Origin of the sequence: Nonomuraea sp. NPDC023979 (assembly GCF_040639085.1) — a bacterium.
Lineage (GTDB): Bacteria > Actinomycetota > Actinomycetes > Streptosporangiales > Streptosporangiaceae > Nonomuraea > Nonomuraea ceibae.
This window is the reverse complement of record NZ_JBEZZG010000004.1, coordinates 234,453-258,121: the sequence shown is the minus strand read 5'-3', so window position 1 is coordinate 258,121 and position 23,669 is coordinate 234,453. Positions and strand designations below refer to the sequence as shown.

Annotated in this window: 23 protein-coding genes; 16 read left to right on the top strand and 7 right to left on the bottom strand. The window is 72.6% G+C overall.

Annotation, left to right across the window (positions count from 1 at the left end):
• Positions 1 to 42 precede the first annotated feature (42 nt).
• From AB0G11_RS10490 to AB0G11_RS10475, 4 genes are read right to left on the bottom strand one after another with little or no spacing between them, the layout of a single operon-like run.
• On the bottom strand, positions 43 to 936 hold the full coding sequence (locus AB0G11_RS10490) for an amino acid ABC transporter permease (protein WP_219513494.1): 894 nt from the start codon (positions 934 to 936) through the stop codon (positions 43 to 45).
• On the bottom strand, positions 933 to 1,601 hold the full coding sequence (locus AB0G11_RS10485; protein ID WP_219513496.1) for an amino acid ABC transporter permease: 669 nt from the start codon (positions 1,599 to 1,601) through the stop codon (positions 933 to 935). The genes AB0G11_RS10490 and AB0G11_RS10485 overlap by 4 nt, the downstream gene beginning before the upstream one ends.
• Positions 1,602 to 1,659: 58 nt before the next feature.
• Positions 1,660 to 2,517 carry a glutamate ABC transporter substrate-binding protein gene (locus AB0G11_RS10480; RefSeq protein WP_219513498.1) on the bottom strand — a complete coding sequence of 286 codons (858 nt, stop codon included), beginning with the start codon at positions 2,515 to 2,517 and terminating at the stop codon, positions 1,660 to 1,662.
• Positions 2,518 to 2,537: 20 nt separating this feature from the next.
• The gene (locus AB0G11_RS10475) at positions 2,538 to 3,293 is read right to left on the bottom strand and encodes an amino acid ABC transporter ATP-binding protein (protein WP_281427395.1); all 756 of its coding nucleotides are present in this window, start codon (positions 3,291 to 3,293) and stop codon (positions 2,538 to 2,540) included.
• A gap of 137 nt (positions 3,294 to 3,430) precedes the next feature.
• Between AB0G11_RS10475 and miaB the strand changes: the two genes are divergently transcribed.
• Complete coding sequence (miaB, locus tag AB0G11_RS10470) at positions 3,431 to 4,924, top strand: tRNA (N6-isopentenyl adenosine(37)-C2)-methylthiotransferase MiaB (protein WP_357585198.1); 1,494 nt, start codon at positions 3,431 to 3,433, stop codon at positions 4,922 to 4,924.
• 114 nt (positions 4,925 to 5,038) lie between these two features.
• On the opposite strand, the gene AB0G11_RS10465 is transcribed toward miaB, so the two are convergent.
• The gene (locus AB0G11_RS10465) at positions 5,039 to 5,302 is read right to left on the bottom strand and encodes a hypothetical protein (RefSeq protein ID WP_219513508.1); all 264 of its coding nucleotides are present in this window, start codon (positions 5,300 to 5,302) and stop codon (positions 5,039 to 5,041) included.
• 468 nt (positions 5,303 to 5,770) lie between these two features.
• Here AB0G11_RS10465 and AB0G11_RS10460 point away from each other — a divergent pair, with 468 nt between their 5' ends.
• From AB0G11_RS10460 to AB0G11_RS10450, 3 genes are all read left to right on the top strand, one after another.
• Positions 5,771 to 6,337, top strand: a complete 567-nt coding sequence (locus tag AB0G11_RS10460; protein ID WP_219513510.1) for a hypothetical protein — start codon at positions 5,771 to 5,773, stop codon at positions 6,335 to 6,337.
• A gap of 196 nt (positions 6,338 to 6,533) precedes the next feature.
• Positions 6,534 to 7,286: an isocitrate lyase/phosphoenolpyruvate mutase family protein gene (locus AB0G11_RS10455; RefSeq protein WP_219513512.1), complete on the top strand. Its 753-nt coding sequence runs from the start codon at positions 6,534 to 6,536 to the stop codon at positions 7,284 to 7,286.
• 24 nt (positions 7,287 to 7,310) lie between these two features.
• The gene (locus AB0G11_RS10450) at positions 7,311 to 8,021 is read left to right on the top strand and encodes a hypothetical protein (RefSeq protein ID WP_219513514.1); all 711 of its coding nucleotides are present in this window, start codon (positions 7,311 to 7,313) and stop codon (positions 8,019 to 8,021) included.
• On the opposite strand, the gene AB0G11_RS10445 is transcribed toward AB0G11_RS10450, so the two are convergent.
• The gene (locus AB0G11_RS10445) at positions 7,975 to 8,886 is read right to left on the bottom strand and encodes a ribonuclease Z (protein ID WP_357585196.1); all 912 of its coding nucleotides are present in this window, start codon (positions 8,884 to 8,886) and stop codon (positions 7,975 to 7,977) included. The two genes, AB0G11_RS10450 and AB0G11_RS10445, sit on opposite strands and share 47 nt — an antisense overlap.
• Between AB0G11_RS10445 and AB0G11_RS10440 the strand changes: the two genes are divergently transcribed.
• The 12 genes from AB0G11_RS10440 to AB0G11_RS10385 all read left to right on the top strand — a co-directional run bounded on the left by AB0G11_RS10440 (position 8,885) and on the right by AB0G11_RS10385 (position 23,309).
• Positions 8,885 to 9,409: a methylated-DNA--[protein]-cysteine S-methyltransferase gene (locus tag AB0G11_RS10440; RefSeq protein WP_219513518.1), complete on the top strand. Its 525-nt coding sequence runs from the start codon at positions 8,885 to 8,887 to the stop codon at positions 9,407 to 9,409. The genes AB0G11_RS10445 and AB0G11_RS10440 overlap by 2 nt on opposite strands.
• Positions 9,410 to 9,420: 11 nt before the next feature.
• Entirely contained in the window at positions 9,421 to 10,326 is a 906-nt protein-coding gene (gene miaA / locus AB0G11_RS10435; protein ID WP_357585194.1) for a tRNA (adenosine(37)-N6)-dimethylallyltransferase MiaA, read from the top strand.
• A 9-nt stretch (positions 10,327 to 10,335) separates the two neighbouring features.
• A complete protein-coding gene (gene dapF, locus AB0G11_RS10430; RefSeq protein ID WP_219513528.1) occupies positions 10,336 to 11,148 on the top strand; it encodes a diaminopimelate epimerase in 813 nt (270 codons plus the stop codon).
• 50 nt (positions 11,149 to 11,198) lie between these two features.
• Positions 11,199 to 11,954 (top strand): hypothetical protein, encoded by a 756-nt coding sequence (locus AB0G11_RS10425; protein WP_357585193.1) that lies wholly within the window; start codon positions 11,199 to 11,201, stop codon positions 11,952 to 11,954.
• A gap of 19 nt (positions 11,955 to 11,973) precedes the next feature.
• Entirely contained in the window at positions 11,974 to 14,250 is a 2,277-nt protein-coding gene (locus AB0G11_RS10420; RefSeq protein WP_357585191.1) for a tetratricopeptide repeat protein, read from the top strand.
• 1 nt (position 14,251) lies between these two features.
• Positions 14,252 to 15,010: a glucose 1-dehydrogenase gene (locus AB0G11_RS10415; RefSeq protein WP_219513553.1), complete on the top strand. Its 759-nt coding sequence runs from the start codon at positions 14,252 to 14,254 to the stop codon at positions 15,008 to 15,010.
• Positions 15,011 to 15,113: 103 nt separating this feature from the next.
• A complete protein-coding gene (locus tag AB0G11_RS10410) occupies positions 15,114 to 17,504 on the top strand; it encodes an FAD-dependent oxidoreductase (RefSeq protein ID WP_357585189.1) in 2,391 nt (796 codons plus the stop codon).
• A complete protein-coding gene (locus AB0G11_RS10405) occupies positions 17,501 to 18,703 on the top strand; it encodes a sarcosine oxidase subunit beta family protein (protein ID WP_219513570.1) in 1,203 nt (400 codons plus the stop codon). The genes AB0G11_RS10410 and AB0G11_RS10405 overlap by 4 nt, the downstream gene beginning before the upstream one ends.
• Complete coding sequence (locus AB0G11_RS10400; protein WP_357585187.1) at positions 18,703 to 18,954, top strand: sarcosine oxidase subunit delta; 252 nt, start codon at positions 18,703 to 18,705, stop codon at positions 18,952 to 18,954. Before AB0G11_RS10405 ends, AB0G11_RS10400 begins: the two co-directional genes overlap by 1 nt.
• Positions 18,951 to 22,106, top strand: coding sequence for a 2Fe-2S iron-sulfur cluster-binding protein (locus AB0G11_RS10395; RefSeq protein ID WP_357585185.1), 3,156 nt, complete (start codon positions 18,951 to 18,953; stop codon positions 22,104 to 22,106). The genes AB0G11_RS10400 and AB0G11_RS10395 overlap by 4 nt, the downstream gene beginning before the upstream one ends.
• Positions 22,107 to 22,211: 105 nt before the next feature.
• Positions 22,212 to 22,847, top strand: coding sequence for an HNH endonuclease family protein (locus tag AB0G11_RS10390; RefSeq protein WP_219517744.1), 636 nt, complete (start codon positions 22,212 to 22,214; stop codon positions 22,845 to 22,847).
• Positions 22,848 to 22,922: 75 nt separating this feature from the next.
• A complete protein-coding gene (locus AB0G11_RS10385) occupies positions 22,923 to 23,309 on the top strand; it encodes a RidA family protein (protein WP_219517745.1) in 387 nt (128 codons plus the stop codon).
• Positions 23,310 to 23,320: 11 nt separating this feature from the next.
• On the opposite strand, the gene AB0G11_RS10380 is transcribed toward AB0G11_RS10385, so the two are convergent.
• The gene (locus AB0G11_RS10380) at positions 23,321 to 23,644 is read right to left on the bottom strand and encodes a PepSY domain-containing protein (RefSeq protein ID WP_219517746.1); all 324 of its coding nucleotides are present in this window, start codon (positions 23,642 to 23,644) and stop codon (positions 23,321 to 23,323) included.
• Between the last annotated feature and the right edge of the window lie 25 nt (positions 23,645 to 23,669).

The window sequence follows — 23,669 nt, the reverse complement described above, 5'->3', positions numbered from 1 at the left end:
GGGCGGGGTCCCGGATGTCGACCCGGGACCCCGTCCGCGCGGCTAGTCCGTGCTGTCGAGCCCGCCGCCGGAGCGCAGGCCGACGGCCTCGGCCCCGGGAGGCGCGATCGGCGCGGCCGACGTCTTGCGGCTGCGCCGGCTGCGGCGCTCCAGCCAGTTGGCCAGATAGCTGAGCAGCAGGTTGAGCCCCACGTAGATGACGCCGATGACGATCGCCGCCGGAATCAGCGAGCCGAAGAACACGGCAGGCAGGATCTTGAAGCCGGTGTTGAGCAGGTCGACGTAGGCGATGATGTAGCCGAGCGCGGTGTCCTTGAGCAGCACCACGAGCTGGCTCACGATCGCCGGCATCATCGCCGTGACCGCCTGCGGCAGCAGCACCAGCCGCATCACCTGGTTCTTGCGCATGCCGACCGCGTAGGCGGCCTCCGACTGGCCCCTGGGCACCGCCTGCACGCCCGCCCGGACGACCTCGGCCAGCACCGACCCGTTGTAGAGGGTCAGGCCGAGCACCACCGCGATGAAGGCGTAGTCGCCGGAGCCGAACATCGTCGGCGCCAGGTAGAAGATGAAGAAGATCAGCAGCAGCAGCGGGATGGCCCGGAAGACCTCCACCACCGTGGCCGCCGGGACCCGGATCCACCGGTGGTCGGAGAGCCTGGCCAGGCCGAAGACGGCGCCGAACGCGAGCGCGAGCACCGCGGCCAGCGCGGCCGCACGGAGCGTGCCGATCAGACCCGGGATGATGTAGTAGCGCCAGGTGTCGGCCTGGAGGAACGGCTCCCAGATCTTCCCTTCCCACTGGCCCTTGGCGTCGAAGCCGCTGTAGACCCAGTAGAGGAGCGCCGCCACCGCCACGACGCTGACCACCGTGAGCAGGTGGTTGCGGATCCTGCCGCGCGGGCCGGGGGTGTCGAAGAGGACCGAGGTGCTCATCGGGCCACCGCCAGACGTCGGGCCAGCCAGCCGGTGAAGAAGCCGATCGGCATCGTCAGGGCCATGAAGGCGAGGATGATTCCGATGAAGATCGGGATCGACGCGCCGGTGTCGTCGAAGACGATCTTCATGGTGGCTGCGACGTCGGCGAGATAACCGCCGGCCGTCGCGACCGTGGTGTTCTTGATCATGGCGATCATGACGCTGCCCAGCGGCGCGATGACCGCGCGGAACGCCTGCGGAAGAATGATCATGCGCAGCGACTGCGAGAACGTCAGCCCGATCGCCCGCGCCGCCTCCGCCTGGCCGAGCGCCACCGTGTTGATGCCGGAACGCAGAGCCTCGCACACGAACGCCGCGGTGTAGGCCGACAGGCCCATGGCGACGATCCAGAACGAGTTGGTCCTCGGCACCTGTGAGAAGACGAGACCGAGCTGGTCGCTCAGACCCAGCGCGGAGAACGCCAGCACCAGCGTCAGCGGCGTGTTACGCACCACGTTGACGTAAAAGGTGCCCACGACTCGGAGTACGGGAGTAGGCGAAACCCGCATCGCCACGAGGATCGTGCCCAGGATCAGGGAGACGACCGCGCCCACGGCCGAGAGCTTGACATTCTCCCAGAAACCCAAGGCGAGCTCGGGTGCGTACTTGATTAGGTCGTCCATCGTGCTCCACCACATAGGAGGGCGGCGGCCGGGAGACCGGCCGCCGCCTCAGAGAGGATCAGCTGCAACCCTCGGCGGTCGGGGCTTCCGTCGAGACCTTCAGGCCCTCGATGCCCCCGAACCACTTCTCCAGGAGCTGCTTCATCGTCCCCTTCTGCCAGAGCGACTGGACCGCCTTGTTCACGGCCTCACACGTCTTGGTGTCGCCCTTCTTCAGGCCGATGCCGTACTTCTCGTCGGTGAAGCCCTGGCCCAGCACCTTGAAGTTGCCGCCGGCCTGCTTGGCGAAGCCCGCCAGGATCAGGTCGTCGGTCGTGACCGCGTCAAGGTTGTTGCCGCCCAGCTTCTGGATGCACTCGGAGTAGCTGGCCGCGTCGACCGTCGTGGCGTCGAGGTCGAGCTCGCCGTCCGGCGGCGGGTCGGTGATCCGCTTGTAGGAGTTGGAGCCGGCGGCCTTGCAGATCTTCTTGCCGACCAGGTCCTGCGGGGTGTTGATGGAGGTGTCGTCCTTGCGGACCATCACGTCCTGGTGAGCGATCACGTACGGGCCGCCGAACGTCACCTTGGACTTGCGCGACTCGGTGATGGAGTAGGTGGCGAAGATGATGTCGACAGTGCCGTTGGCCAGGAAGGGCTCCCGGTTGTCGGACTTCGACTCCTTCCATTCGATCGCCACGTCCTTGCCGCCGTTCATCTCCTTCAGGACGGCCTTGGCGACGTCGACGTCGAAGCCCTCGGGCTCGGCGCCCTTCTTCAGGCCCAAGCTCGGCTGGTCCCACTTGGTGCCGACCACCACGGTGCCGCCGTCGGCGACCTTGTCGGCCACGGACGCATAGGTCTCGCCACCGCCGCAGGCGGCCAGCCCCGCGGCCATCGCCGCAAAGGACAGCACCGCTCCCATTCGACGCATGTGCATGTGTACCTGCCTCTTGCTCGTCAGTGCGTAAGGATCTTCGAAAGGAAGTCGCGCGCCCGATCCGTCTGCGCGTTGGTGAAGAACTCGTCCGGGGTGTTCTCCTCGACGATCTGGCCGTCGGCCATGAACACCACCCGGTTGGCCGCCCGCCGGGCGAACCCCATCTCGTGCGTGACGACCATCATGGTCATCCCGTCGCGGGCCAGCCCGATCATGACGTCGAGCACCTCCTGCACCATCTCCGGGTCCAGTGCCGAGGTGGGCTCGTCGAACAGGATCATCTTCGGATCCATCGCCAGGGCCCTGGCGATCGCCACACGCTGCTGCTGGCCGCCGGACAGCTGCGCCGGGTACTTGTCGGCCTGCGCCGCGATCCCGACACGCTCCAGCAGCTCCATCGCCCGCTTGTCCGCGGCGTCCTTCGCCTGGCCGCGCACCTTGACGGGGCCCAGGGTGACGTTCTCGCGGATGGTCTTGTGAGCGAACAGGTTGAACGACTGGAACACCATGCCGACTTCGGACCGCAACCGCGCCAGTGACTTGCCCTCTGCCGGCAACACCTGGCCGTCGAAGACGATCCTCCCGCCGTCGATGGTCTCCAGCCGGTTGATCGTCCGGCACAACGTGGACTTACCACCGCCGGAAGGACCGATGACGACCAGAACCTCGCCACGAGAGACGGTCAAGTTGATGTCCTTCAGGACGTGCAGCGCCCCGAAGTGCTTGTTGACGTTCTCCATCTGCACCAGTGGAGTGACGTCCCCGTTCTCCGTCATGGAGTCAAACGGTAGAGGCACGAAGGGCGCTGGTCACTAACCGGCCGGTACCGATCCGGTCACATCGTGCCGTCAAGCTGGACTTTTAGCTCCGGAGGGCTGTCGCGATCCGCGCAACGACTACCCTTGAACATGCGATGACTGTGACCCAGGAGAGCCCCCGCACCTATCAAGTGCGCACATACGGGTGCCAGATGAACGTGCACGACTCCGAGAGGCTGTCCGGCCTGCTGGAAGACGCCGGTTACGTGCCCGCGGCCGACGGCGAGACCGCCGACGTGGTCGTCTTCAACACGTGCGCCGTGCGCGAGAACGCCGACAACCGCCTCTACGGCAACCTCGGCCACCTGCGGCCCGCCAAGGTGTCCAACCCGCGCATGCAGATCGCCGTCGGCGGCTGCCTCGCGCAGAAGGACCAGGGCGAGATCGTCCGCAAGGCGCCGTGGGTCGACGTGGTCTTCGGCACCCACAACATCGGCTCGCTGCCCGTGCTGCTGGAGCGCGCCCGCATCGAGGGCGAGGCGCAGGTCGAGCTCAAGGAGTCGCTGGAGGTCTTCCCCTCCACGCTCCCCACCAGGCGCGAGTCCGCCTACGCCGCCTGGGTGGCCATCTCCGTCGGCTGCAACAACACGTGCACGTTCTGCATCGTGCCGTCGCTGCGCGGCAAGGAGAAGGACCGCCGCCCCGGCGACGTGCTCGCCGAGGTCCGCACGCTCGTCGAGCAGGGCGTCCTGGAGGTCACGCTGCTCGGCCAGAACGTCAACACCTACGGCGTCGAGTTCGGCGACCGGCTCGCCTTCGGCAAGCTGCTGCGCGCCTGCGGCGACGTCGAGGGCCTGGAGCGGGTCCGCTTCACCTCGCCCCACCCGGCCGCCTTCACCGACGACGTCATCGCCGCCATGGCCGAGACGCCCAACGTGATGCACCAGCTCCACATGCCGCTCCAGTCGGGCTCCTCGCGCCTGCTCAAGGCGATGCGCCGCTCCTACCGCGCCGAGCGCTACCTCGGCATCATCGAGCGGGTGCGCGCCGCCATGCCCGACGCCGCGATCTCCACCGACATCATCGTCGGCTTCCCCGGCGAGACCGAGGACGACTTCCAGCAGACCCTCGACGTCGTACGGCAGAGCCGCTTCGCCAACGCCTTCACCTTCCAGTACTCCATCCGGCCCGGCACCCCGGCCGCGACCATGGACGACCAGATCCCCAAGGAGGTCGTCCAGGAGCGTTACGAGCGGCTGGTCGCACTCCAGGAGGAGATCTCCTGGGAGGAGAACAAGAAGCAGGTCGGCCGCACCCTGGAAGTGCTCGTCGCCGAGGGCGAGGGCCGCAAGGACGACGCCACCCGCCGCCTGTCCGGGCGCGCCCCCGACAACCGACTCGTCCACTTCGCCGTCGGCGACCGGACGCCCCGGCCCGGCGACATGGTGACCGTCGAGGTCACCTACGCCGCCCCGCACCACCTCGTCGCCGACGGCGCCCCCAAGGCCGTGCGCCGCACCCGCGCGGGCGACGCCTGGGAGTCCCGCCAGGCCGGCCCGCCGCAGGGGCCCGGCGTCCTGCTCGGCATGCCCGCCATCGGCCGCCCCGCCCCTCTCCCGCCGCCGGTCAACGGCTGCTCCACCCACTGAGCCATACGCGACGCCCCCGCACCGAAGCCAGGCGCGGGGGCGTCGGCGTACGTGCCGGGGTGGCCAGGCCACCGGCTTTGGCCCGCCGTACGCGACGCCCCTACGTGCCGGGGGTCAGCGGGTGAGTTGGTCCAGGAAGCGGTAGCAGGGGTCGCGGCGGAAGTCGTGGAAGGTCGCGCACGGGTCGGGGCCCAGCCGCGCCGTGGACGCCGGGGTCGGCGCGGGCGGCGGCGGGGTGGTCGCCGGGGCCGGGAGCGTGCCGGTGGCCTTCGCGGCCGGTGGGCGGGTGGACGACGGGGCCCGGGTTCTGGCGGGGGGCGGTACGGCGTGCGCCCATCCGGTCGTGGCGGCCGGCGAGGGCGCTCCGGACGAGGGCACGCCTGCTTTCGGGACCCCCGCCGAAGGCGCGGTCCCGGACGGAACGCCCGGTGACGGCACCCACGTGAGCCCGCCTGAAGGCGCCCCCGACGGCTCTCCCGACGGTCCTTCGGAAGGCGTCCCCGAGGGGGCCGGGCGGACGGGGGATGACCAGGGAGTTCGCACAGATCCGCTTGATCCATGGAAAAGCGGCTTTTCCTGATCATATTCCGGCGCGCTATTCCGGCCTTGATTCCCCGGGGCGGTGAACGCCAGCAGAATGCCGAGACCGGCGACGGCCAGGACCGCGATCACGCCGGCGGCGGGTGCGAGCCGCCCCCGACTACCTGGGCGAATGGATCTAAGGGGGGACAAGTCGTGATTCCTTTGTGATTGTTGCGCGAGCATTCAGCTGTTGCGGCTAGTGTGGTCCATCGCCCGCGGAAGCCGGAGAGCTTTCCCGATACGACCGCAGGGAGCTGTAAAACCATGCAAGATCCGACCGAGCCGGATCGCCAGGAGATCCTCGACGGGCCGGGTGACCGCCGTCGCAGGCCAGGCAGGAACAACAAGAAGACCGCGATCATCGCCGCCTCCGTCGTCGCCCTCGCGCTGGCGGCCGGGGGAGCGGGCTACCTGCTGACCGGTGGCCCGTCAGGCACGACCCCCGCCTCGACCCAGCAGCAGCAACAGGCCGAGCCCGCCCCCGACCCCGCGGAGCAGGAGCTGCTCGGCGAGGAGGAGGCCGAGATGGGCGACGCCAAGACCGACGCCCCGGCCGAGGACGCCCCCGCCGAGGACGGCGGAGTCGGCGACGTCGCCGACCCGGCCCCCGACACCGGCAACACGGGCAACACCGATGCCGGCGACTCCGGCAACACGGCCACGACCGGCAACACGGGGAACTCCTCCGACAAGGGCTCCGCCGGCAAGAAGGACGACAACACGGGCAAGAAGCCCACGACCGCCCCCAAGCCCTCGGAGGACGCAGGCAGCAGCCCGGCCGACGGTCCGGCGGGCAGCGTGACCGGTCAGTGCGCCAAGGACGGCTGCTGACCAGGGTTCTCCTTCGCGGGCTGTGAAGGCAGCGCGGGGCCGCGTCCGTCCACCCTCCGGACCGCGCCCCGCGCTTCCCTTTCCGGCCGTTCCAGGAGCCCGGCCAAGTGCCGCTCCAGGGGCCGGCCAAGTGGTCCGGCGGTAACCGCCGCGACTGGACCTACAGGCGCGCCCGGCCGCTTCGTAGGGTTCCGGCATGACGACTGACAGAGCAGCCGAGCTGCGGGCCCTGCACGTGCCCGGCAAGCCGCTGATCCTGCCCAACGCCTGGGACGCCGCGTCGGCGCGGGCCGTCCGGGAGGCGGGTTTCCCGGCCGTCGCGACCGGGAGCGCGGCGGTGGCGCGGGTGCTGGGCTACGACGACGGCGAACGCACGCCGGTAGAGGAGATGCTGGCCGCGGTGGCGCGGATCACGCGGGTGGTGGACGTGCCGGTGACCGCCGACCTGGAACGCGGGTTCGGGCTGGAGCCGGCCGAGCTGGCCGCCCGGCTGGCCGCCACGGGCGCGGCCGGGTGCAACCTGGAGGACTCCGACCCTCGTACGGGCGAGCTCGTGGACGTGGGGACGCAGGCGCGGTTCCTGGCGGAGGTGCGCGCGGCGGCGGGACCCGGGCTGGTGCTGAACGCCCGGATCGACACCTACATCGCGGGTGATTCCAGCCGCGCGGCGGCGGTGGCGCGGGCACGCGCCTACCTGGACGCGGGCGCCGACTGCGTCTATCCGATCGGGCTGGCCGACGAGCGGGAGATCGACGCGCTGGTGTCGGAGGTCCCGGGGCCGGTGAACATCCTGTTCAGGCCGGGGGTGCCCGGCCTGGCGAGGCTGGCCGCGCTGGGCGTGGCCCGGGTGAGCTACGGCCACGGCCTGCACCAGGCCGCGCACGCGTACGCGGTGGGCCTGATCGAGGCGGTCGCGCAGGGCCGCGACCCCTACCAGCGGGGGGAGTGACCGGGTCCCACTACGCTGACGCCTGTGCTTGTCGCCGCGGCCGTCTGCCCGCACACCCCGCTGCTCGTCCCCGCCCTGGCCGGCGCCGGCCAGGGCGAGCTGGCCGGTCTCCGTTCCGCCTGTCATGAGGCCGTCGCCGCCCTGCTCGCCGCCGGGCCCGACCGGGTCGTGGTCGTGGGCGGGGCCGATCGCGACAGGGCGTTCGACGGGTGGGCGGCCGGCTCGCTGCGCTCCTACGGCGTGGACGTGACGACCGGGGCGGGCGAGCCGGTGCTGCCGCTGTCGCTGACCGTCGGCCGCTGGCTGCTGGAGCGGGCCGCGTACGACTTCGGCGCGGTCGCGCTGCGGGCCGTGGCGGCGGACGCGCCGGCGGACGCCTGCCTGAAGCTCGGCGCGGAGCTGGCGGGGGAGGGCCGGGTGGCGCTGCTCGTCGCGGCCGACGGGTCGGCCTGCCTGACCGCGAACTCCCCTGGCCACCTCGACCCGGCGGCGGCCCCGTACGACGACCTGGTCGCGGGCGCGCTCGCCGGGGGCGACCACGAGACGCTGGCCGCGCTCGACCCCGGCACGGCCGACCGGCTCTGGGCGAGCGGCCGGGCCGCGCTCCAGGTGCTGGCCGGGGCGGCGGCGGGCGGCGCGTTCGACGGCAGCCTGCTCGCGCGGGCCGCCCCCTACGGCGTCGGCTACTTCACGGCCGTGTGGCGGCGGCGCGGCGCGGCACCGGGATCTTCATGAGGTCCCTGGCCAGGATCACCTCACCGTCGTAGGAGCGCCGCACCTCCTCCAGGAACGCCGCCTCCTGGGTGATGCCGTAGCGCTCGGAGAAGTGCGTCAGCACCAGCCGCCGCACGCCCGCGTCGGCCGCCACCACGCCCGCCTCGTACGCCGTCAGGTGCCCGTACTCCTTGGCCAGCACGCCCTCGGACGACAGGAACGTGGCCTCGATCACCAGCAGGTCCACCCCGTTGGCGAGCTCGAAGACCGTGTCGCACAGCCGCGTGTCCATGACGAACGCGGCGCTCTGCCCCGGCCGGGGCTCGCTGCACTCGGCGAGCGTCACGCCGCGCACCGACCCGGTGCGCTGCAGCTCGCTGACCTCCGGGCCGCGGATGCCGTGCGCGGCGAGCCGGTCGGGCAGCATGCGGACGCCCGGCGGCTCCTGGACGCGATAGCCGTAGGACTCGACCGGATGCGACAGGCGGCGCGCGGTGAGCGGTCCGACGGCGGCGCGCGAGCCGGAGACCGGATGCTCCTCGATGACCTGCGTGTCGGCGAAGGCGGCGGCGTGTCGCAGCCGCCGCCAGTAGGACGTGCCGGACGCGGGGAAGACCGCCCGGACCGGATGCCGGACCCGGTCGCGGGCGATGCGCTGCACGACCCCGGGCACGCCCAGGCAGTGGTCGCCGTGGAAGTGCGTCAGGCAGATCCAGTGCACGTCGTGCGCGCTCACCCCGGCGTGCAGCATCTGCCGCTGTGTGCCCTCTCCGGGGTCGAAAAGGTAGCCTTGGCCGTCCCAGCGCAGAAGGTAACCGTTGTGGTTGCGGTGCCGGGTCGGCACCGCGCTGGAGGTGCCGAGGACCACGAGCTCACGTGAGGACATGATGGCCGCATCTGCCGTTACGGTCGCGTTCGCCGAGGTGCCGACGCCGGTCGGCGCGTTCGTGCTGGCCGTCACCGAGGACGGGCTGGCCGCGTCGGGCTGGGGCGCCCGCGAGCGGCTGGGCGAACTTCTCGGCCTGCCTGAAGTTCATGACCCGGATCGTACGGGTTTCGTGGTGGAGGAGTTGCATGCTTATTTCGGCGGCGGGTTGCGGCGCTTCGAGACGCCGATCGACTGGCGGCTGACGTCCGGCTCGCGCCGCCGCGTGCTCCAGGCCCTGTTCGAGGTCCCGTACGGCACCGCCGTCACCTACGGCGAGCTGGCCGAGCGCAGCGGCTCGAACGTGCCCGCGCGCGGCATCGGCTCGATCATGGGCTCCAACCCGCTGCCGATCGTGGTGCCCTGCCACCGGGTGGTCGCGGGCAACGGGCTGGGCGGGTTCAGCGGCGGCGTGGGCGTGGAGACCAAGCGCTGGCTGCTCACCCACGAGGGCTACCTGCAGCCGACGCTGCTCGATCTGTGAAAGTGGCGAGGGTGCGCGAAAAGCCGGTCATCGCCGTGGTGGGGCCCACCGCGGCAGGGAAGTCCGATCTCGCCGTGGACATCGCGCTGCGGCTGGGCGGCGAGTGCGTCAACGCCGACTCCATGCAGCTCTACCGGGGCATGGACATCGGCACCGCCAAGCTGACCCTGGAGGAGCGGCGCGGGGTGCCGCACCACCTGCTCGACATCTGGGACGTCACGGTGACGGCCAGCGTCGCCGAGTACCAGCGGCTGGCCAGGGCGGTGATCGAGGCCGTCGACGTGCCGGTGCTGGTCGGCGGCAGCGGCCTGTACATGCGGGCGGCGATCGACGACCTGGAGTTCCCCGGCACCGACCCGGAGATCCGGGCCAGGCTGGAGGCGGAGCTGGCCGAGACCGGCCCGGCGCCGCTGTACGAGCGGCTGCGCGGGCTCGACCCCGTCGCGGCGGCGGCGATCCTGCCGAGCAACGGCCGCCGCATCGTGCGCGCGCTGGAGGTGATCGAGCACTCCGGCAGGCCGTTCTCGGCGACGATGCCGTCCTACGACGCGGTCCACCCCAGCGTCCAGATCGGGCTGGAGGTGCCCAGGCCGCAGCTCGACGAGCGGATCGAGGTCCGGGTCGGGCGCATGTGGGCGGCCGGTCTGGTGGAGGAGGTGCGCGGGCTGCTCGGCCAGGGGCTGGCCGAGGGCCGAACGGCCGGGCTGGCGCTCGGTTACGCACAGGTGATCCGGTTCCTGCGGGGGGAGTGGAGCGAGGAGCAGGCGTACGAGGAGACGGTCCGGGCCACCCGGCGCTTCGCCCGGCGGCAGGAGTCGTGGTTCCGCCGCGATCCGCGGGTGTGCTGGCTGCCCTATGACGCCCCCGACCTGCTCGAACGGTCCCTGGCGCGGATAGCGGGGGAAGGCTGCGCTTAAAATTCGACCATGCGCTTTCTCAAGGGGCACGGCACCGAGAACGATTTCGTCATCCTCCCCGACCCCGATGGCGAGCTCGACGTATCCGCCTCGCTGGTCGAGAAGATCTGTGACCGCAGGGCCGGGATCGGCGCCGACGGCGTGCTCCGGGTGGTGCGCACCAAGCAGGCTCCCGAGGTGGCCGACCAGGCCGGTCAGGCCGAGTGGTTCATGGACTACCGCAACGCCGACGGCAGCGTGGCCGAGATGTGCGGCAACGGCGTGCGCGTATTCGCCCGCTACCTGGCCGAGGCCGGGCTGGCGGAGTCCGACGAGTTCGGCGTGGCGACGCGGGGCGGGGTGCGCAGGGTGCGGCTGGAGCCCGGCGGTGACGTCACCGTCGACATGGGCAAGCCGCGCGTGGGCGGCACCAGCGTCACGACGGTCGCTGGGCAGGAGTACGAGGGCATCTGCGTCGACATGGGCAACCCGCACCTGGCCTGCTCGATCGGCGACCCGGTGGTCCAGCTCGACCTGTCGCACCAGCCGAACTTCGACCCGGGGGTGTTCCCGGCCGGGGTCAACATCGAGCTGTTCAACGCGGTGGGCACCAGCCGGGCGGTGATGCGCGTGTTCGAGCGCGGCTCCGGCGAGACCCGCGCCTGCGGCACCGGCGCGGTCGCCACGGCCGTCGCGGCGGCGGCGCTGTCGGGCGACACCACCGGCACCTGGACCGTCGAGGTGCTGGGCGGCACGCTCACGGTCACGCTCGACGAGGAGACGAGCTACCTGAGCGGCCCGGCCGTGATCATCGCGTCCGGCAACCTGATGCTTGCAGAATGATGTTCTCCTGAGCGATGCTGGGTCTGCTAACCGAACCGAGAGGGGTGGAGATGGCGGACCCGCGAGCCACCGCGGTGGCGGTCAAGGGGCCCATCGGGCACTACGGCGGCGGCTTCATGGTCTCCCGCGAGGCCAAGGCCGTCTGCGAGGAGCACGGCCTGGGCCCCAGGGAGCTCTACTTCCGGGGCCGCTGCGGGGTCCTCGGCGAGTGCGACGCCGACGTGGTCGTCTCCGTGGCGGTCTTCTTCCCGGCCGAGCACGTCGCCGACAACTGGAACGGCGGCCGCAAGATGCCCGTCGAGCAGGCTGTCGACCTCTACGCCGAAGCCTGCCGGCAGTGGGGCAGGCGCAAGCTCGGCGGCTACGCCGGGTGCGCCAGGATCGCCGAGCTGCTGGAGCCGGTCGTCGAGCACGCCTCGCCCGTCGGGGCGCCGCTGTTCGCCGGGTGGCGGGCCGTTCCGCTGGCCGACGACGCGCCTGCGCGGGCCACCCAGCTCATGCACGTGGTCCGCGAGCTGCGCGGCGCCCTCCACGCCAACGCGGTCGTCGCCGCCGGGCTGCACCCGCTCGACGCCACGCTCGCCGCCGCCCACGACGGCACCCCGTTCGGCCCGGCCGCCGGAGAGATGATCGCCCGCTTCTTCACATGGCCCGAGCCCTACGACACGCAGGGACCCGACCTGATCGCCCGGCGGGCCGCTGTGGAAGATGTCACCGACGATCTGATGGCACCGGTCTTTTCGGTCCTTAACGGTGACGAATCAGACGAGCTCATCGAGCTTCTGCGTTTTGGGCACGGTGATTGACCTGGCAGACTGACTGCCCATGGACGTGGACATCTGGGCCTGGGTCGGCGAAACCCAGCAGCAGCTTTCCGAGGCGGGCAACGTGGGCCTCGCCATGGCGCTGGGAGACCTCCCCGCACAGGCCTATGAAGGGCGTTATCCCCAGCTCGACGTGATGGCTCCGGCCATCGCCCAGCAGGCGGAGACCCTGGAGCAGCCCTGGCTTGAGTTCTACGCCCGCTACTGGCACCTGATCGGCCGCATCGGCGACCGCGCCCAGGGCGCGGTCGCGATCGAGGACGCCCAGCACCTGCTCGCGTTCGCCCAGCGCGAAGAGGTGCGCTCCTGCCCGGCCACGCCGGCCGCGGTCGAGGCCCTCGCCATCGCCTGGGCCAACGCCGACGGCCCCGGTTACGCGGCCGAGCGCCTGGAGACGCTCGGCGCCGCGATCGAGCAGGCCGAGCCCGCCGGTCCCGCCTACAGCGGCCTCGTGACGCAGTACGTCGCCGCCCTCGTCGACGCCGGCCGCGCCGGCGAGGCGGTCAGCTACGCCGAGTCCGCCGTCGAGCGGTTGCGCGCCGCCGGCCGCGAGTCGAGCTGGGAGCTCGGCGCCGAGAGCGCCCGCGCGCTGCTCGCTGCCGGCCGCGCCGAGGACGCGCTGACCGCGCTCCAGGCCGCCGCCGGCTTCCAGGCCGACGACCCCGTGGCCAAGGACCATCGCGACGGCGTCCGCCGCGCCCTCATCCTGGCCACCCTCGGCCGCGTCGCCGAGGCCGTCGACGCGCTGCCCGACCTCGACGTGGTCGGCGAGCACCCGAGGGTCTTCGTCGAGTGGACCCGCGCCGTCAGCCTGCTGGCGAGCTCGTCCCAGATCACCAACACCTGGCAGCTCGGCCGCGTGCTGCGCCAGTGGATCGACTACTTCGGCATGATGGGCGGCTACCGCTCCCGCGTCGAGCTCGCGCTGGTCGCGGGCGACCTGGCCGTCGCCCGGCAGGGCGTGTGGCAGGCCCGGCTGCTGGCCGACCTGGCCGAGTCCGGCGCGGGCGAGCTGCGCGACGCCTCCGGCGTGGCCGAGCGGGTGGCCGCCCTGCGCGCCGCCGCCGACGCCGCCACCGAGCCCGAGGCGCCCGGCCCGCTGGAGGAGCGCGTCGGCTACTTCGACGCCGCCGACGGCTACAACGCCGACCCCGAGCGCTGGGTCGGCTGGCTGGCCCCGCTGTCCGGCAAGGACATCGAGGCGACCCGCCGCCACACCACCACGCTCGGCTTCCTGGGCTACCCGTCCTCCGGCGCCGACATCTACTGGAAGATGCTCGTCGACAGCGGCGACATCGCCTCCGCCGACGGCGACGACGTCGCCTACCTCACCACGCTGCTCATCGAGGCCCGCCAGGACGAGCGGCTGGAGCAGATGGCCGGCAAGCTGCCGCACGACGCCAAGTGGCTGACCCTGGCCCGCCTGCACAGCGCCCGCGAGCGCTGGGCCGAGGCGCTCGACGCCGCCGAGCACGCGGTGGCCGCCGGCGCCGGGGTGGAGGCCCGCCGGGTGCTCGCCGGAGCCGCCCAGCAGGTCGACGAGAACGCCAGGGGCGCGGGCGCGCTGCTGGAGGTGCTCGACGAGCTCACCGACGAGGACGTCTGGCGCATGATCGTCATGGCGACCGCCGCCGAGGACTGGGACACCGTGCGCAAGGGCGCCGCCAAGATCGGCATGCCGATCAAGTCCACCGAGGGGCCGATCGAGGAGGAGCTGGGCCTCATCCGGGTCATCCTCCCGGCGCCCGACGGCGGCCAGCGGCAGGTCCTGTCCATCCGCACCGGCCCCGCCACCGCCCGGCTCGCCCTGCCGCAGCCGCGCGGGATGGAGTACAACGCGGGCGACCTGGTCGTCTTCGACCCGCAGCTGCTGGAGCCGCTGCCCGAGGACCCCCAGGAGCAGCAGAACTTCGTGCCCCCGTTCGCCGCGGTCAGCATCCTGCGCCCCGGCGGCTACACGAGCTACTTCTTCGACGGCGCCGCGCCGAGCGAGGCCGACTGGACCGAGTTCACCGAGGTCATGGCCGAGCGGGGCTGGCCGATGTGGGTCTACAGCGACGAGAACTACAAGGTCACCCACCCGACCACCGGCGAGCAGATCCCCGGCGTGTTCGGCTGGGTCGCGGTGCCGCCCAACGTCTCGGCGGTCGAGGTCGACGCCCTGCTCGACGACGCCACCGAGCGCTGGTCCCACCCGCTGGCCTGGCTCGACCTGGCCCGCGAGGTCGACGTCGAGGTCGAGCGGCACGAGCGGATCGTCAAGGAATACGGGCTCTGACATGCTGGGCCGCTTCAGCCTCGACGGCAAGGTCGCCATCGTCACCGGCGCGTCCGCGGGGCTGGGCGTCGCCTTCGCCCGCGGCCTGGCCGAGGCGGGGGCCGACCTCGTGATCGGCGCCCGCCGCGCCGACCGGCTGGAGGAGACCAGGCGGCTGGTCGAGGAGACCGGCCGCCGCTGCCTGGCCGTCGCCACCGACGTGACCCGGGTCGAAGACTGCGACGCGCTCGTCGCGGCGGCGGTCGACGGGCTGGGCGGCGTCGACGTGCTGATCAACAACGCGGGCGTCGGCACCGCCGTGCCTGCGCTGCGCGAGACGCCCGAGGAGTTCCGGCAGGTCGTCGACATCAACCTGCACGGCACCTACTGGATGGCGCAGGCGTGCGCCAGGGTGATGCGGCCCGGCTCGTCCATCGTCAACATCGGCAGCGTCCTCGGCGAGACCACCGCCGGGCTGCCGCAGGCCGCCTACAGCGCGTCCAAGGCGGCGGTGATCGGGCTGACCCGCGACCTGGCCCAGCAGTGGACCGGGCGGCGCGGCATCCGGGTCAACTGCCTGGAGCCGGGCTTCTTCGCCTCCGAGATGACCGAGCAGTACAAGCCGGGCTATCTGGAGGCGATGCTGGAGCTGCGCGTGCCCATGCGGCGGGCGGGCGATCCGGCCGAGCTGGTCGCCGCCGCGATCTTCCTGGCGAGCGACGCGTCCTCGTACATCACCGGGGTGACGCTGCCCGTCGACGGCGGGATTCTGATCACCTAGCCGCGCCCTCCGGGAGCGAGGGCCTTGTCGGGGGCCCCGCTCGGCCTTATGTTCGTTGCGTAATCCGGTCCATGTTGCGCATCAGGGAACAACCGGAGGGCCCATGGTGAGCCGGCCGCGTACCGTGATCATCGGAGCCGGCATCGTGGGCTGCGCGCTGGCCGACGAGCTCACCGGCCGGGGGTGGACCGACGTCACCGTCGTGGACCGCGGGCCGCTCCCCGCCACCGGCGGATCCTCCTCCCACGCGCCCGGCCTGGTCTTCCAGACGAACCCGTCCAAGACCATGACGGAGTTCGCCGCCTACACCGTGCGCAAGTACGCCGCGCTCGGCTGTTTCGAGCGGGTCGGCGGCCTGGAGGTGGCCACCACCCCGCAACGCTGGCTCGACCTGCACCGCAAGCACGGCTGGGCCGAGTCGTGGGGCGTCGAGGGCCACCTGGTCGACGCCGCCCGGTGCGCCGAGCTGTGGCCGCTGCTCGACCCCGCCCGGGTGCTCGGCGGGTTCCACGTGCCCGCGGACGGGCTGGCCGACGCCGTGCGCTGCTGCGAGGCCCAGGCTCGGCGGGCCGTCGGGCGCGGCGCCCGCTTCCTGCCCGGCCACACCGTGGTGGGCGTGCACCACAAGGGCGGCCGGGTCACCGGCGTGGCCGTCGAGCACGCCGGCGGCTACCGGGTCGTCGAGGCGGACGTGGTCGTGTGCGCGGCCGGGTTCTGGGGGCCGTCGATCGGCGCGATGGCCGGGCTCACCGTGCCGCTGCAGCCGCTGGCCCACCAGTACGCCAGGTCGGGGCCGGTGCCCGGCGCGGCGGCCGGGCCGATCCTGCGCCACCAGGACCGCGACCTCTACTTCCGCCACCACGGCGACCGGATCGGCGTCGGCTCCTACTCCCACCGCCCGATGCCGGTCGCCCAGCACGAGATCGAGCCCGGGGGCACCACGATGCCCTCGGTGCGGGCGTTCACCGAGGAGGACTTCGAGCCCGCCTGGCGTGACGCCGCCGAGCTGCTGCCCGCGCTCAAGGAGACGGGCTACCGCGACGGGATCAACGGCGTCTTCTCGTTCACGCCCGACGGGTTCCCGCTGATCGGGGAGGCGCCGGGGCTGGACGGGTTCTGGGTGGCCGAGGCCGTCTGGGTGACGCACTCGGCGGGCGTCGCCAGGGCCGTCGCCGAGCTGCTGGTCGACGGCCGCTCCGGCTACGACCTGCACGAGTGCGAGCTGAGCCGGTTCGAGCCCGTCCAGCTCGCCCCCGCCTACGTGGCCGAGCGCGGCGCGCAGAACTTCGCCGAGGTCTACGACGTCATCCATCCGCTCCAGCCGATGGCCTCGCCGCGCCCGATGCGCACCAGCCCGTTCCACGTCCGCCAGCGCGAGCTGGGCGGCTGCTTCCTGGAGGCGGCCGGGTGGGAGCGGCCGCACTGGTTCGAGGCGAACCGGCCGCTCGCGGACCGGCTGGCCGAGCCCGCGCTGGGCGCCGCCCGGCGTGACGAGTGGGCGGCGCGGCACTGGTCGCCGGTCGCCGCCGCCGAGTCGCACGCCACCCGCGAGGGCGTCGCGCTCTACGACATGACGCCGCTCAAACGGATCGAGGTCGGCGGGGCCAAGGCGGCGGCGTTCCTGCAACGGCTGATGACCAACGACGTCGACAGGAAGCCGGGCTCGGTCACGTACACGCTGCTCCTGGACGCGGGCGGCGGCATCCGGTCGGACCTGACGGTGGCGCGGCTGGCGGAGGACCGGTTCCAGATCGGCGCGAACGGCAACCTGGACCTCGACTGGATCACCCGGCACGCGCCCGGCGACGTGTACGTGCGCGACATCACGCCGGGCACCTGCTGCGTCGGGGTGTGGGGGCCGCGCGCCAGGGAGCTGGTGCAGCCGCTGACCGACATGGACCTGTCGAACGAGGGCTTCCGCTACTTCACCTGCCGGACGGGGCACGTGGGGATCGTGCCGGTGACCGCGATGCGCGTCTCGTACGTGGGGGAGCTGGGCTGGGAGCTCTACACCACCGCCGACCTGGGGCTCAAGCTGTGGGACACGCTCTGGGCCACCGGGCTGCCGGTCGCGGGCGGGCGGGCGGCGTTCAACAGCCTGCGGCTGGAGAAGGGCTACCGGCTCTGGGGGGTCGACATGACCACCGAGCACAGCCCGTACGAGGCCGGGCTGGGGTTCGCGGTCAAGGAGGGCAAGGACTTCGTCGGCAGGGACGCGCTCAGCCCCGACATCGGCCGCACCCTGGCGCCGCTGCTGACCGGCGAGGTGGTCATGGGCAAGGAGCCGGTCCGGCACGCGGGCCGCACGGTCGGGTACGTGACCAGCGCCGCCTACGGGCACACGATCGGGCGGCCGATCGCGTACGCGTGGCTGCCGGTCGAGCTGGCCACCCCCGGGACAGATGTGGAAATTTCCTACTTCGGGCGGCGGGTTGCCGCCGAGGTCGCCGCCGAACCGCTGTACGACCCGCGGATGGAGAAGATCCGACGTTGACCCACCCCGACTTCCTGTGGCGCGACCCCGACCCCCGGCCCGCCTACGACGTGGTGATCGTCGGCGGCGGCGGCCACGGCCTGGCCACCGCCTACTACCTGGCCCGCGACCACGGCATCACGAACGTGGCCGTGCTGGAGAAGGGCTGGCTGGCCGGCGGCAACATGGCGCGCAACACCACGATCATCCGCTCCAACTACCTGTGGGACGAGAGCGCCGCACTCTACGAGCACTCGCTCAGGCTGTGGGAGGGGCTGAGCGACGAGCTCGGCTACGACCTGCAGTTCAGCCAGCGCGGCGTGCTCAATCTCGCCCACAGCGTCGCCGACGTGCGTGAGGGCAGGCGGCGGGTCAACGCCAACCGGCTCAACGGCATCGACGCCGAATGGCTCGACGCCGCCGAGGTCAAGAAGTTCTGCCCGGTCCTCGACGTCTCCGGCAGCGCCCGCCACCCGGTGCTCGGCGCGACGTTGCAGCGCCGGGGCGGGATCGCCAAGCACGACCACGTCGCCTGGGCGCTGGCCCGCCGGGCCGACGCGTACGGGATCGACCTGATCCAGGACTGCGAGGTCACCGGGTTCGAGATCACCGGCGGCCGGGTCAGGGCCGTGCGGACCTCACGCGGCCGGATCGCGGCCGGCAAGGTCGCGCTCGCCGCCGCCGGGCACACCTCCGTGCTCGCCGGACACGCCGGCCTCCGGCTGCCACTCCAGTCCCACCCCCTCCAGGCGCTCGTGTCGGAGCTGCTCGAACCCGTGCTCGACTGCGTCGTCATGTCCAACGCCGTGCACGTGTACGTCAGCCAGGCGCACAAGGGTGAGCTCGTCATGGGGGCGGGCATCGACGCCTGCAACTCCTACGGGCAGCGCGGCGCCTTCCACGTCATCGAGGCACAGATGGCGGCGGCGCTGGAGCTGTTCCCGATCTTCAGCCGGGTGCGGGTGCTGCGCACCTGGGCAGGCGTCGTCGACGTGTCGCCCGACGCCTCGCCGATCATCGGCCCCACCCCGGTCGACGGCCTGTACGTGAACGCCGGCTGGGGCACCGGCGGCTTCAAGGCCACCCCCGGCGCCGGTTCCGTCTACGCCCACACGATCGCGCACGGCGTCCCGCACCCGCTCGCCGAGCCGTTCGCCCTGGAACGGTTCGCCACCGGGGCGCTCATCGACGAGCACGGCGCGGCGGCGGTGGCGCACTGATGATGCTCATCCCCTGCCCGCACTGCGGACCCCGCGACGAGAACGAGTTCCGCTACGGCGGTCAGGCCGGCGTCGCCTACCCCGGGACGCCCGCCGAGCTCACCGACGACGAGTGGGCCCGGTACGTGTTCCGGCGCGACAACCCCAAGGGCTGGTTCCACGAGCGGTGGTACCACGTGCACGGGTGCCGCGTCTGGTTCACCGTCGAGCGCCACACGGTCACCCACGAGATCCGGGATGCCCCCTCATGACCCGTCTGCCGTCCGGCGGTCTCATCGACCGATCCGTCACGCTTCCGTTCCGCTTCGACGACCGCCCGCTGCACGGGCATCCCGGCGACACGCTCGCCTCCGCGCTGCTGGCCGCCGGGGTGCGGGTGGTCGGGCGCAGCGTCGAGCTGGGCCGCCCGCGCGGCGTCTTCACCGCCGGGGCCGAGGAGCCGAACGCGCTCGTCCGCGTCGGGGACGACCCGATGCTGCCCGCCACCACCGTCGAGCTGCGCGCCGGACTTGAGGCGTGGAGCCTGCGCGGCAAAGGCCGCCTCGACCCTGCCCGCCTCGACCCTGCCCACTCCGACCCTGCCCGCCCCGCCGCCGGGGCCGTCCGCTGCGACAAGGCGTACCTGCACTGCGAGGTGCTGGTCGTCGGCGGCGGCCCCGCCGGGCTCGCCGCCGCCCTGGCCGCCGCCGGGACCGGCGTCCGGGTGATCCTCGCCGACGACCAGCCCCGCCTCGGCGGCGACCTGCTCAACGGCCGCGACCCGCTGGACCGGGCCGGCGGCGCCGCCCGCCGGCTGGCCGGGATGCCCGAGGTCCGCGTCCTCACCAGGACGTCCGTGATCGGCTACTACGACCACAACCACCTGGTCGCCGTCGAACGCCGCCACGACGGCGAACGCCTGTGGCACTTCCGGGCCGCGCAGGTCGTGCTGGCGACCGGCGCGCACGAGCGCTCGCTGCCCTTCCCGGGCAACGACCGGCCCGGCGTCATGCTCGCCTCCGCCGCCCGCGCCTACGTCAACCGGTACGGGGTCCGGCCCGGCCAGCGGGCGGTCGTGTACGCGTGCGCCGACTCCGGGTACGAGGCGGCCCGCGACCTGGAGGCGGCCGGGGTGGAGATCGCCGCCGTCGTCGACCCGCGCCCCGGCGGGGCGGGCCAGGTGATCACCGGGACCACCGCCGACGGCGACGGCCTGCTCACCGGCGTCCGCGTCGGCGGCCGGCACGTGGCCGCCGACCTGCTCGCCGTCGCGGGCGGCTGGAACCCGGCCGTGCACCTGTTCAGCCAGTCGCGGGGCACGATCGTGTTCGACGAGGCGCTCCGGGCGTTCGTGCCGGGCCGCTCCGCGCAGGCCGAGCGCTCCGCCGGGGCCTGCCGCGGCCTGTACGGCACGGACGAGGCGGTCGAGGACGGCCACGCCGCCGGGCTCGACGCCGCCCGCGCCGCCCAGGGGCGCCCCGCCCGCCACGCCGCCCGGCCCGTCCCAGCCGGTGACGCGCCCGCCGCGTACTGGGGGGAGCTCGCCCCCGACCCGACCGCGTTCGTCGACCTCCACCGCGACGTCACCGTGGCCGACCTCGCCCGGGCGACCGGCGCCGGGCTGCGCTCCGCCGAGCACGTCAAGCGCTACACCACCGCCGGCACCGGCGCCGACCAGGGCAAGACCTCCGGCGCGCTCGTCGCGGGCGTCCTGGCCGCGCTCCTCGGCGCCGCGCCCGGCCAGGTCGGCCCGACCACGTACCGCGCCCCGTACGTGCCGGTGGCCTTCGCCACGCTCGCCGGCCGCGCCCGGGGCGAGCTGTCGGACCCCGTCAGGACCACGGCCATGCATGACGCGCACGTCGCCCGCGGCGCCGTGTTCGAGGACGTCGGCCAGTGGAAGCGGCCCCGCTACTTCCCGATCGGCGGCGAGGGCATGCGCGAGGCCGTGCTGCGCGAGTGCCGCGCCGCCCGCACCTCCGTCGCCGCGATGGACGCCTCCACCCTCGGCAAGATCGACATCCGGGGCCGCGACGCCGCCGTCCTCCTCGACCGGATCTACACGAACCTGTACTCCACGCTTCCCGTCGGCGCCTGCCGCTACGGCCTCATGTGCACCGCCGACGGGATGGTCCTGGACGACGGCACCACCACCCGCCTCGCCGGCGACCACTACCTGATGACGACCACGACCGGCAACGCCGCCACCGTCCTCGACTGGCTGGACGAATGGCACCAGACCGAATGGCCGCACCTCGACGTCCGCCTCACCTCCGTCACCGACCACTGGGCCACCGTCGTCGTCGCCGGACCGCACGCCCGCCGTGTCCTGGCCGCCGTCGCCCCCGGCGCGGTGGACCTGCCCTTCATGCGGTACGCCGCCACGCCGGTGCTGGGCGTCGCCGGGCGCGTCTTCCGCATCAGCTTCTCCGGCGAGCTCGCCTACGAGGTCAACGTGCCCTGGGCCTACGGGCGGGCGCTCTGGGAGACGGTCCTGGACCTCGGCGCCGTGCCGTACGGGACCGAGACCATGCACGTGCTGCGCGCGGAGAAGGGCTTCCCCATCGTCGGCCAGGAGACCGACGGCACCGTCACGCCGCACGACCTCGGCATGTCGTGGATCGTCTCCCGGAGCAAGCCCGACTTCGTCGGCAAGCGCTCCCACAGCCGGCCCGACACCGCCAGGACCGACCGCAAGCGCCTCGTCGGCCTCCTGCCGGACGACCCGGCGACCCTCCTGGAGGAAGGCGCCCAGCTCGTCACCCCGAACGCGGCCCCGGTGCCGATGGCAGGGCATGTGACCAGCAGTTACGAGAGCGCCGTGCTGGGGCGGACGTTCGCGCTGGCTGTGGCGCGCGGGGTGGGCCCCGGGGATCGGCTGGTGGCCGTGGCGGGGGAGACGGCCGTCGGGGTGCGCGTGGTGGAGCCGGTCTTCTACGACCCGGAGAACGCCAGGCGGGAGGGCGACCCGGCGCCCGCGCGGCCGTGGGCGACGGCGGGGCCGGCGCGGGCGGAGAGCCCGGCGGCGGCGTTCGCGGAGCGGTTCGCGGCGGCGGGCGGCGAACGGGTGCGGCTGCGGGAGCTGCCGCCCGTCCCCAGGTGGGAGGTTCGCGGCGCCGACCCCGGGAGGGGGCTGCGGCTGGGCCCGGCGTGGTGGCTGGTCGAGGGGGAGGGCGAGGACGGCTGGGTGGACGTGTCGGGCCAGCGCACGGTGCTGGAGCTCGGCGGCCCCGGCGCGCTCGACGTGCTCATCACCGGATGCGCCCTCGACCTGCACCCGAGCGTGTTCACCGGCCCTGCCCAGACGCTGCTCGCCGGGGTGCCGGTGATCCTGGAAAAGGGGATGGACGCGTACAAGATCCACGTACGTTCCTCGTACACGCGATACCTCGCCGAATGGCTTCTTGACGCCATCAGGAGATAAGTGCGGCGTTACGGGTAATTGATATACCTAGGCTTTTACATCAGGAGTCTGGGGGCAAACGTGCGGGGACGAGCGAGAATGGCCGCGGCGGCGCTGGCTGTCGCGATGACGGTGACAGGCTGCGGGGAGCTGGAGGCGGGCCTCACCCCCGATTCCGGCAAGGCCGCCAAGGGGGACGCGGCCGACGCCGGCGAGGCGCGCAAGAAGCTGGACGACCTGGCGGTCAAGGGCCGGGCGCCGAAGACGGGGTTCGACCGTGACGAGTTCGGCCCGGCGTGGGCCGACGTCGACCACAACGGCTGCGACACGCGCAACGACATCCTCAAGCGCGATCTGCGCGAGGAGACGTTCAAGAAGGGCACCCACGACTGCGTCGTGCTCACGGGCATCCTCGACGATCCCTACAGCGGCAAGCGGATCGAGTTCAGGCGCGGCCAGGACACCAGCTCCGAGGTGCAGATCGACCACCTGATCCCGCTGTCGGACGCATGGCAGAAGGGCGCCCAGAAGTGGTCGGAGACCAAGCGCAAGGAGTTCGCCAACGACCCGCTGAACCTGCTCGCGGTCGACGGCCCGCTCAACGGACAGAAGAGCGACTCCGACGCGGCGACCTGGCTGCCGCCGCGCAAGTCGTACCGGTGCGCGTACATCGCCCGGCAGATCGAGGTGAAGGCCAAGTACGAGCTGTGGGTCACGGCGGCGGAGAAGGACGCGATGAAGGGCGTCCTGTCCTCCTGCTGACCCCGGGCCGGGAGGGGACCAATCGGGGCGGATTGGCTCTGGGGCCGGGCCGCCCGAGGGGTCACGATGGCCGGCATGGAGCTGATCGTGCACGACCCGGCCGAGGGCGTCTACGCCGCCACCGACGACTACGCGCACGCGATCGAGGTGCGTGATCCGTCCCGGTTCCTGTTCGTCGCGGGGACGATGGGCCTGGACCGCGACGGCGTCGCCGGGGCCACGCTCGACGAGCAGCTGGAGCTCGTCTGGGCGAATCTGCGGGCGATCCTCGCGGCGGCGGGGATGGGGGTGGACAACATCGTGCGGTTGACGAGCTACCTGCGTGACCCCGGCTACGCCGAGGCGAACGCCAGGGCCAGGACGGCCGCCCTGGGCGGACGCCGGGTGCCCACCACGGCGGTGGTGGCGCAGACGCTGGCCGGCGACTGGCTGGTGGAGATCGAGGTGGTGGCGGCGGGCTGAGCGCCGGAGGCTCAGTCGTCGTCCCGGTCGCCGTCGTCGTCGACAGGCTCGGTCTCCTCGTGGAGGAGCTTGCCGGTGGCCGCGTCGATGTCGAGCTCGTGCGCGACGTCGCCCTTGACGACCTTGACCTCCCACACGTCGGGGCGGGTGCCGCGCCGGTCGAAGTCGACCTCGCACACCCAGGAGCCGGGCACCTGCTTCTGGGCGAGCTGGATCGCCTGCTCGGCGCTCACCTTGGGGGCGGGCCGGTTGACGGCGGCGAAGGCGGCGGACCCGCCGGCGACGAGGGCCATGGTGACCCCGCTGGCAACGATGATCTTCTTGGTGATGTGCATACCCAAGACGAAACCGCGAACGACG